This window comes from Mangrovicoccus algicola (assembly GCF_014903745.1).
Taxonomy (GTDB): Bacteria; Pseudomonadota; Alphaproteobacteria; order Rhodobacterales; family Rhodobacteraceae; genus Mangrovicoccus; species Mangrovicoccus algicola.
In genome coordinates this window covers 1-8,831 of record NZ_JACVXA010000104.1, presented here as the reverse complement: position 1 = coordinate 8,831, position 8,831 = coordinate 1, and the positions used below count along the sequence as shown (strand labels likewise).

Here is an 8,831-nt window from a genome sequence, read left to right as displayed (position 1 = left end):
GCCATCTCGGCGGCGCTGCGGCAATCGGGGATCCGCGCCGGGCGGCCCAGCCGCGGCGCAACCGCGATCGGCATGGCCACCCCGTGGCCCGTCACCTGCCCCGCCGCCACGATGCGGCCCAGCCGCGGCAGCGCGGGCAGCGCCAGGACCGGGCGTGGATCCCCCGCCAGCAGCCCGTCCAGCTCTGCCGCGATATTGCCCTTCAGGCGGCTGTCGACCTTCTTGACCAGGATGGCGCCGGTCCCTGCCAGCCGCGGGGCCAGGGCCGCATGGATCCGCCGCGCCTGTGCCGCGGGGATCTCGCGCGTGCCCGTCGACAGGGCCAGAACCTGCGGATCGCGCGCCAGCGCCGCCTCCAGCGCAGGCGCCCCGCGCGCGACCGTCACGGACATGCCGCGCGCGGCGAAGGCCACGGCGCTGTCCAGCGCGCCGGTCAGGTCATCGGCCACGAGAACCAGCGCGGGCATCGGCTCAGAAGGCGGCGTCGTAGATGGCCCGGATGTCGGCAACCGACAGATCGACCGGGTTCCAGTCCATCAGCCGCCGGATGGCATGGGCCTCCTGCGCCATCTGAGGCAGGGCGTCGCGGGACACGCCATGGGCGCCCAGCGACATCTCGATGCCCAGCCCGCGGCAGAAGGCGACCGCCGCGTCGCGAAGCCCGTCGCCCGCCCCGGCCAGCCCCGTCCCGGCCAGCCCCAGCGCGGCGGCGATCTGCGCGGTCTTCTGCGGCGCGGCGGCGGCATTGGCGGCCAGGACATGCGGGAAGATCAGCGCATTGGCCAGCCCGTGCGGCAGTCCAGCGCGCGTCCCCAGGGGATAGGCCAGCGCATGGCCGGCCGTGGTGTTGACCGGCCCCAGGCATTGCCCGCCGCGCAGCGAGGCCAGCGCCATGCCCGCCCGCGCCTCGGCATCCGCGCCGTCGCGCACCGCCCTTGCCAGGTAGCGCCCGGCCAGGGCGATCCCCTCCAGCGCCAGGGTGTCGACCAGCGGATGCGCCCGTTTCGAGGTCAGCGCCTCGGCGCAATGGGCCAGCGCATCCAGACCGGTCGCGGCCGTCAGCGCGGGCGGCACCGAATGGGTCAGGCGCGGATCGACGATGGCCATGTCCGCCAGCATATGCGGGCTTTCGGTGGCGATCTTGGCGCGGGTGGCCGGGTCGCTGACCAGCGCGCGCGTGCCGGTTTCCGATCCGGTCCCGGCGGTGGTGGGGATCTGCACCAGCCCGGCGCGCCGCGGCGGGGCCCGGCCCGGTCCGCTGATCCGGTCCAGCTCCAGCCCCTGCCCGGCCATGACCGCCACCAGCTTGGCCAGGTCCATGGCCGACCCGCCGCCATAGCCGATCACCAGATCCGCCTCTGCGGCTTCGGCGGCGCGCACCGCCGCGGCAAGATCGTGCAGTTCCGGCTCCGGCGCTGCTCCGGCGAAACAGGCCGGGGTGCCGAGCCCCAGCAGATCCAGCCGCGCGGCATTGCCCGGGCCGGTCACGACGAAGGGGCGGCGATGGCCCTGCGCCGCCACCCAGGGCGCCAGCCGCGCCAGCGTGCCATCGCCGAAATGCAGCACCGGCGGCTGCTGGATCTCGATCGGATCGGTCAGGACGTGCATGGCGCTCCCCTCGCTGTGCCGGGCAAGGCTGGGCGGACCGGACAAATTTGTCAATTGGTAATTCAACAGGTGACGCGGCGCGGGCCGGGTGCGGTCATGTCGCCTGCGCGCCATGCCCGCAAGGCAACGCATGAAGGCCATTCCGCGCCGCGTCGGGCGATCGCGCCGCGTCCGGCCCTGTTGACATGTTGTCATCCATCACCGATGCTCCGCGGCAGGGAACGGGGGAAGACCGCATGACTGAACCGCTGCAGCCGGGGCCGGGAAACGGTGCCCCGATCGTCATCACCATGGGGGATCCCGCGGGGGTGGGGGCCGAGGTGACGGTCAAGGCCCTGGCCGCGCTGCCCGTGCCCGAACGCGCGCGATACGCGGTGATCGGCGATCCCGGCGTGCTGGAACGGGCCATCGCGGCGACCGGCGTGGTCCTGCCGCTGGCGCTGCCGGGGGCGCAGGCGGCGGCGGGCGCCGCGGCTGTGATCCCGGTGGAGGTGCCCGATCTGCCCGCAGGCTTCGGCGTGATGTCGCCCGCCTGCGGCGAGGCGGCCTATCGCTATATCGAGAAGGCGGTCGCGCTGGCCATGGCGGGACAGGCCGCGGCCATCGTCACCGCGCCGATCAACAAGGCGGCGCTGAACGCGGCGGGACATCACCATGACGGGCATACCGGGCTGCTGGCGCATCTGACCGGCCGGCGCGGCGCCTGGATGCTGCTGGCCTCGCCGACGCTGAACGTGCTGCATGTCTCCACCCATGTCAGCCTGTCCCAGGCCATCGCCCGCGCCACGACCGAGCGGGTGCTGGAGACGATCCGCACGGGGCACCGGCATTTCCGCCGCATGGGGGTCGCGGCCCCGCGCATCGCCGTCGCCGGGCTGAACCCTCATTGCGGCGAGGGCGGGCTGTTCGGCACCGAGGATGACGCCTGCATCGCCCCCGCCGTCGCCGCCGCCCGCGCCGAGGGGATCGACGCGACCGGGCCGGTGCCCGCCGACACGGTCTATTACCGCGCGCATCGCGGCGCCTTCGACCTGGTGATCGCGCAGTATCACGACCAGGGGCATATCCCGATCAAGCTGATCGCCTTCGACAGCGCGGTGAATGTCTCGCTGGGCCTGCCGGTCGACCGCTGCTCGGTCGATCACGGCACCGCCTTCGACATCGCGGGGACCGGCACGGCGGATCACGTCAACATGCTGGCGGCGCTGGACTATGCCGGGCGGCTGGCCGCCACGCGGCAGGCGGCGGCGGCATGAGCCGTCCCGGCCCGGGCGGCATGTCGTGATCCCGGGCAATGCCGCGCTCGGCATCGCGGTGATGGCCCTGGTGACGCTGGGCTTCGCCGCCGAGTCGGTGATCGTGCGGATGCTGGCCGGCGAGATCCCGGCCTTCCAGATCGGCTTCACCCGTGTGCTTTTCGGTCTTGCCGCGCTGGCGCCCTGGCTGATCGCCCGCCCCGCGCGCCTCGCCACCCGCGCGCGCTGGAGCCACCTGATCCGCGCCGGGCTGAAGCTGCTGTCGCTGGTGCTGCTCTTCGCGGCGATGCAGCGCGCGCCCTTGGCCTCGGTGACGGCGATCGGCTTCGCCTCGCCGCTTTTCGTGGCGCTGGGGGCCTGGGCGGTGCTGGGCGAGATGCCGGGCCCCTTGCGGATCGGCGGGCTGATCACCGGGTTTCTCGGCATCCTGGTGATCCTGGGGCCTGCAGCGGGCGGGGCGCAGGGGGCGGCGCTGATGCTGGCGCTCGGCTCGGCGATCCTGACCGCGACGATCCAGCTGATGCTGAAGGCGATGGGCCGCGCCGAGGGGGCGATCGCGCTGGTGGGCTGGAACCTGATCCTGTCGCTGCCCTTGGCCGCGATCCCGGCCGCGATGGTCTGGGTCTGGCCCGATCCCGGGCAATGGGGGCTGCTGGCGCTGCAGGGGGCGATCGGCACGGGCTGCCAGCTGGGCGTCACCCGCGCGCTGCAGCTGGCCGATGCCTCGCTGGTGGCGCCGGTCGATTTCCTGCGCCTGCCGCTGGTGGCCATCGCGGCCTGGCTGGTCTTTGCCGAGATGCCGCCGCTGGCGACGCTGGGCGGCGGCGCGATGATCCTGGTGGCGGTGTCGCTCTTGTCGCTTTCGGCGCGGCGCCCGGCCGCCCCCATCCGGTAACGCGACATGGAGGACGCGATGACGCCAGAGGAAATCGCCGCCGGGATGACCGGCAGGCTCGCCCCCGAGGGCGCGGGGATCGAGGCGGCGCTGCTGCCCTCGCCGGCGGTGCAGAACCATGCCGGTTTCCTGGCCGAACTGCCCGGCGGCGCGGTGATCTGCGCCTGGTTCGGCGGCTCGCTGGAGGGGAAGTCCGACATCTGCATCCGCGCCAGCCTGCTGCTGCCGGGGGCCGCGCAATGGGGCCCGGTCGCGACGCTCAGCCATGATCCCGGCCGGTCCGAGCAGAACCCGGTGATCTTCGCCGCGCCGGACGGGCGGGTCTGGCTGTTCCACACCGCGCAGGAGGCCGGCGACCAGGACGGCTGCCGCATCCGCATGGCGCAGCTGAGCATCGAGGGCACGGATATCCGCGCCGCGCCGGGACGGTTCCTGGACCTGCCGCGGGGGGCCTTCACCCGCGCGCCGCTGCGGGTACTGCCCGATGGCGGCTGGCTGCTGCCGCTGTTCCTGTGCGTGCCGCAGCAAGGGCATCGCTGGACCGGCAGCCACGACATCTCGGCCATGGCGATCAGCCGCGACGAGGGGCAAAGCTGGGAATTGCGGCCCATGGAGGGCTCCACCGGCTGCGTGCATCCCTGCCCCCTGCCCGGGGCGGCGGGGCTTGTCGCCTTCTTCCGCCGCCGCCAGGCCGATCACGTCTTCCGCGCCGAGGGCACGGCGGACGGGCGCGGCTGGTCGGCGCCGCACCCGACGGACCTGCTCAACAACAATTCCTCGCTGGCGGCGATCCGGCTGGCGGAGGGCGAGGTCGCGGTTCTGTGCAACCCGGTGAATGCCGCCATGTCGCAAAGCCGCCGCGCCTCGCTCTATGACGAGCTGGGCGGCACGGATGCCCGCCCCGATGCCGACACGGCCGGGGGCTGCGTGCCGGTCTGGGGGGTAGAGCGCGCGCCGCTGGTGCTGGCCCTGTCGCGCGACGAGGGGGCCAGTTTCCCGGAGCGTTTCCTGGTGGCCGACGGGCCCGGCACCTGCCTGAGCAACAACTCGCTGGACGGGCGCAACCGCGAGCTGTCCTATCCCTGGCTCCTGGAGACCGGGGATGGGGCGCTGCATCTGTGCTATACCCTGCATCGCCGGGCGATCCGCCATCTGCGGCTGGCCCCCGGCTGGCGCGCGCAGCTGCCGCGCGCATGATCCTGCCGCCCGCCGGGACGGGACCGCAAGGGGCTTGACGGGCCGTCAGCCACAGGAAATGCCTGTCGCGGCGCAACTGCCCCCTTGCACCCCGGGGCCAGTCCGGGCAGGGTAAGCCGCGACGGGCAGGGCCCGCGACCGACCGGGGCGAGACGGGGTTTGGGACGTTGACGACGACAGGCAATTCGCGCGGCGCGCAGCCGGCGCTGGAGGTCAGCGGCCTGCGCAAGACCTATGGCACCCAGGAGGTGCTGCGCGGCGTGTCGCTTGAGGCGCGCGATCACGACGTGGTGGCGATCCTCGGCTCCTCGGGCTCGGGGAAATCCACCTTCCTGCGCTGCATCAACCTGCTGGAGACCCCCAGCGCGGGCGAGCTGCGCATCAGGGGCGAACTGATCGGCATGACCACCCGGCGCGGCCGCCCCGCCCCCGCCGATCCGCGCCAGGTCGACCGCATCCGCGCGCGGCTGGCCATGGTGTTCCAGCAGTTCAACCTGTGGCAGCACATGAGCGTGCTGCAGAATGTCACCGCCGCGCAGATCCACGTGCTGGGCCGCAGCCGCGAGGAGGCCGTCGAGAAGGCCGAGGCGATGCTGGCCAAGGTGGGCGTCGCCGACAAGCGCGGACACTATCCCTCGCAGCTTTCGGGCGGCCAGCAGCAGCGCGTCGCCATCGCCCGCGCCCTGGCCATGGACCCCGAGGTGATGCTGTTCGACGAACCGACCTCGGCGCTGGATCCCGAGCTGGTCAACGAGGTGCTGCGCGTGATGCGCGGCCTCGCCGAGGAAGGCCGCACCATGCTGGTCGTCACCCACGAGATCGGCTTTGCCCGCGAGGCGGCCGACCGGGTGATGTTCCTGCATGACGGCCGGGTCGAGGAGGAAGGCCCCCCGCGCGAGGTCCTGGCCGAGCCCCGCTCCGAGCGCTTCCGGCAATTCCTGTCGGGCAGCCTGAAATGATCCCCCGGGACGGGCCGGCCCGTCCCCCGCCACACCGCATCAAGACAAGGACGACAGCCATGTTCCGCCCCCTCCGCCTTGCCGCCGCCTTCCTGGCCGCCACCGCCGCCCTGCCCGCCATGGCGCAGGACAGCCTGGTGATCGGCACCGAGGCCGCCTATCGCCCCTTCGCCTGGGTGCTGCCCTCGGGCGAGCTGACCGGGTTCGACATCGACATCGCCCGCGCGCTGTGCACCGAGATGGGCGTGACCTGCGAGATCTCCGACCAGGCCTATGACGGGCTGATCCCGGCGCTGAACGCGGGCAAGGTGGATGCGATCATCGCCTCGATGTTCATTACCGAAGACCGGCTGGAGGCGATCGATTTCGCCGGGCCCTATTACGTGACGCCCGGCCTGTTCATCGGCCCCGAGGGCGCCGATCTGGACCTGACCCCCGAGAGCCTGAAGCGCAAGTTCATCGGCGTCCAGCGCGGCAGCACCATGGCCGATTACGTCGAGGCCAGGCTGCCCGGCGCGCGGGTGCAGTTCTACGACACGCTCGATGCCGCGACGCTGGACCTGGTCTCGGGGCGGGTCGACCTGGTCTTCGCCGATTCCGTGGTGATCGAGGAATTCCTGGCCTCCGAGGACGGGGCGGGCTTTGCCCAGGTGGGCGAGCCGGTGACCGACCCGATCCTGGGCGAAGGGGCGGGGATCGGCCTGCGCAAGGGCGAGGAGGAGCTGAAGGCCCGGTTCGACGCGGCGCTGGCGGCGATCATCGCCTCGGGCGAATATGCCGAGATCAACGCGCGCTACATGAGTTCGGACATCGCGCCGAAGTAACGGCGCCACGGGCGGAGGGGCGGCGATGCAGCCGGTGATCGACTATCTGCCGCTTCTGCTGCAGGGGCTGGCGGTGACGCTGAAGCTGGCGGTCTCTACCGCCGTGCTGGGGCTGGTGCTGGGGCTGGGTCTGGCGCTGGCCAAGATCTCGGGGCGGGGCTGGCTGGCGCGCCCCGCCTTCTGGGCGACCGACTTCCTGCGCGGGATCCCCGAATTCCTGGTGCTGCTGGTGATCTATTTCGGCGGCACGCAGGTTCTGGCGCAGGTCTTCGGGCCGGGCGCCCCCGAGGTCAGCCCCTTCCTGGCCGGGCTCCTGGCGCTGGGGCTGATCTTCGGCGCCTATGCCTCCGAGACCTTCCGCGCCGCCTTCCTGTCGGTGCCGAAGGGCCAGGTCGAGGCCGGGCGCGCCTACGGGTTCAGCCGCTGGCAATGCTTCCGCCACATCCAGCTGCCGCAGATCTGGCGCATCGCCATTCCCGGGCTGGGCAACCTGTGGCAGGGCGCGGTCAAGGACACGGCTCTGGTCTCCATCATCGGGCTGGAGGACGTGATGCGCAAATCCCAGCAGGCGGCGCAATCGACGCGCGAACCCTTCACCTTCTACCTGGTCGCGGCGCTGATGTTCCTGGTCATCACGCTGATCTCCATGGCGGTCATCGCGCGGGCCGAGAAACGCGCCGGGCGCGGCATGGCGGAGGCGGGCTGATGCAGGTCCTGGCCGATCTGGCGACGGAATACTGGCGCGATTTCCTCGCGGGCACCTGGCTGACGGTCCAGCTCGTGGTGCTCTCCTCGGTGCTGGGGCTGGCGCTGGCGGTGCCGCTGGCCATCGCGCGGCTCTCGGCGAACCGGGCCCTGTCCGGCGCGGCGGCAGGGTATTCGCTGTTCTTCCGCGGCACGCCGATGCTGGTGCAGATCTTCCTGGTCTATTACGGGCTGGGCCAGTTCGAGGCGATCCGCGGATCGGTCCTGTGGCCGGTGCTGCGCGAGGCCTGGGTCTGCGCGCTGATCACCTTCGTGCTGAACACCGCCGCCTATTCCGGCGAGATCGTCCGCGGCGGCATCCTGGCCGTCCCGAAGGGCGAGGTGGAGGCCGCGCGCGCCTGCGGCATGACCCGGGCGCAGGCCTACCGGCTGGTGATCCTGCCGCGCGCCTTCTCGATCTGCCTGCCGGCCTATTCCAACGAGGTGGTGATCCTGATGAAGGGGACCTCGCTGGCCTCCACCATCACGCTGCTTGAACTGACCGGCATGGCGCGGCTGGCCGCCTCGGACACCTATCAGCCGATCCAGGTCTTCCTGCTGGCCGGGGCGATCTACTACCTGCTGACCCTGGCGATCACCCGCCTCTTCGCGCGGCTGGAGGCCCGGTTCACCCGCTACATGACCGACGCGCGCTGAGTCCCGGCTCAGAGCACGGAATCCAGCAGCAGGCTCGTCTCGCTGTTCAGCACGCCCGGGATCTCGCGGATCAGGCGCAGGACCCGGTCGAAATCGCGCAGGTCGGCGGCGCGGATCTCGGCCACCAGGTCCCAGGCGCCGTTGGTCGAATGCAGGGACGCGATCTCGGGCATGGCGCGCATCCGCCGGATCACCGCGCGCGACAGGCTGCCCTGCAGCTCCACCATCATCATCGCGCGCACCGGCGCGCTCTCGGCGGTGTCGGTCAGGATGGTGAACTTGCGGATCACCCCCTGCCCCACCAGCCGGTCCAGCCTTGCGGTCACGGTCGTGCGGCTCAGCCCCAGCCGGTCGGCCAGCCCCTTCACCGGCAGGCGCGCATTCTCGGTCAGCAGGGCCAGGATCTGCCGGTCGGTGTCATCGATCAGGGGCATTCCGGTCATCCTGCGCAATATGATCGTCATAGTGTAGGACATTTCCCGACTTCCGTTCAAGGTGCCTGCGCGAAATGAACACGCCCCGGGCCAGACTGAAGGCGACACGGAACAGGGGACGGAAGGATGCCCATGACCACCTGCTGCCTTCTCGGAGCGCCGATCGGAACCGGCGCGGGCCTGCCCGGCTGCGAAGACGGGCCGGGCGCGCTGCGCCGGGCCGGGCTGGCGGAGATGCTGGCCGCCGCCGGGGCCTG

10 protein-coding genes are annotated in these 8,831 nt (G+C 72.0%); 7 read left to right on the top strand and 3 right to left on the bottom strand.

The window, feature by feature from the left end:
* Together ICN82_RS20305 and ICN82_RS20300 are read right to left on the bottom strand one after the other, a co-directional pair.
* On the bottom strand, positions 1 to 467 hold a 467-nt coding region (locus tag ICN82_RS20305; RefSeq protein WP_226898642.1), incomplete at its 3' end, for a four-carbon acid sugar kinase family protein.
* Positions 468 to 471: 4 nt separating this feature from the next.
* Positions 472 to 1,608, bottom strand: coding sequence for an iron-containing alcohol dehydrogenase family protein (locus ICN82_RS20300; protein ID WP_193186908.1), 1,137 nt, complete (start codon positions 1,606 to 1,608; stop codon positions 472 to 474).
* 236 nt (positions 1,609 to 1,844) lie between these two features.
* On the opposite strand from ICN82_RS20300, the gene pdxA reads away from it, so the two are divergent.
* From pdxA to ICN82_RS20265, 7 genes are all read left to right on the top strand, one after another.
* Positions 1,845 to 2,864 carry a 4-hydroxythreonine-4-phosphate dehydrogenase PdxA gene (gene pdxA / locus ICN82_RS20295; RefSeq protein WP_226898641.1) on the top strand — a complete coding sequence of 340 codons (1,020 nt, stop codon included), beginning with the start codon at positions 1,845 to 1,847 and terminating at the stop codon, positions 2,862 to 2,864.
* Positions 2,865 to 2,889: 25 nt separating this feature from the next.
* A complete protein-coding gene (locus ICN82_RS20290; protein ID WP_193186905.1) occupies positions 2,890 to 3,759 on the top strand; it encodes a DMT family transporter in 870 nt (289 codons plus the stop codon).
* Positions 3,760 to 3,777: 18 nt separating this feature from the next.
* Positions 3,778 to 4,956 (top strand): sialidase family protein, encoded by a 1,179-nt coding sequence (locus tag ICN82_RS20285; RefSeq protein WP_193186902.1) that lies wholly within the window; start codon positions 3,778 to 3,780, stop codon positions 4,954 to 4,956.
* A gap of 167 nt (positions 4,957 to 5,123) precedes the next feature.
* Positions 5,124 to 5,915, top strand: a complete 792-nt coding sequence (locus ICN82_RS20280) for an ABC transporter ATP-binding protein (protein ID WP_330999040.1) — start codon at positions 5,124 to 5,126, stop codon at positions 5,913 to 5,915.
* A gap of 59 nt (positions 5,916 to 5,974) precedes the next feature.
* Positions 5,975 to 6,739 (top strand): transporter substrate-binding domain-containing protein, encoded by a 765-nt coding sequence (locus ICN82_RS20275; protein ID WP_193186900.1) that lies wholly within the window; start codon positions 5,975 to 5,977, stop codon positions 6,737 to 6,739.
* A 25-nt stretch (positions 6,740 to 6,764) separates the two neighbouring features.
* On the top strand, positions 6,765 to 7,445 hold the full coding sequence (locus ICN82_RS20270) for an ABC transporter permease (protein WP_193186897.1): 681 nt from the start codon (positions 6,765 to 6,767) through the stop codon (positions 7,443 to 7,445).
* Positions 7,445 to 8,140 (top strand): ABC transporter permease, encoded by a 696-nt coding sequence (locus ICN82_RS20265; protein WP_193186895.1) that lies wholly within the window; start codon positions 7,445 to 7,447, stop codon positions 8,138 to 8,140. Before ICN82_RS20270 ends, ICN82_RS20265 begins: the two co-directional genes overlap by 1 nt.
* Before the next feature lie 8 nt (positions 8,141 to 8,148).
* Here the strand turns inward: ICN82_RS20265 and ICN82_RS20260 are convergent, their stop codons facing one another.
* On the bottom strand, positions 8,149 to 8,574 hold the full coding sequence (locus tag ICN82_RS20260; protein ID WP_193186892.1) for an Lrp/AsnC family transcriptional regulator: 426 nt from the start codon (positions 8,572 to 8,574) through the stop codon (positions 8,149 to 8,151).
* Positions 8,575 to 8,831: the final 257 nt, after the last annotated feature.

Excerpts from the sequence above, each read along its gene's own strand:
- ICN82_RS20265 (WP_193186895.1), top strand. The coding sequence starts at position 7,445 with ATGCAGGTCCTGGCCGATCTGGCGACGGAATACTGGCGCGATTTCCTC.
- ICN82_RS20270 (WP_193186897.1), top strand. The coding sequence starts at position 6,765 with ATGCAGCCGGTGATCGACTATCTGCCGCTTCTGCTGCAGGGGCTGGCG.
- ICN82_RS20300 (WP_193186908.1), bottom strand. The coding sequence starts at position 1,608 with ATGCACGTCCTGACCGATCCGATCGAGATCCAGCAGCCGCCGGTGCTG.
- ICN82_RS20285 (WP_193186902.1), top strand. The coding sequence starts at position 3,778 with ATGACGCCAGAGGAAATCGCCGCCGGGATGACCGGCAGGCTCGCCCCC.
- ICN82_RS20275 (WP_193186900.1), top strand. The coding sequence starts at position 5,975 with ATGTTCCGCCCCCTCCGCCTTGCCGCCGCCTTCCTGGCCGCCACCGCC.
- ICN82_RS20260 (WP_193186892.1), bottom strand. The coding sequence starts at position 8,574 with ATGCCCCTGATCGATGACACCGACCGGCAGATCCTGGCCCTGCTGACC.
- pdxA (WP_226898641.1), top strand. The coding sequence starts at position 1,845 with ATGACTGAACCGCTGCAGCCGGGGCCGGGAAACGGTGCCCCGATCGTC.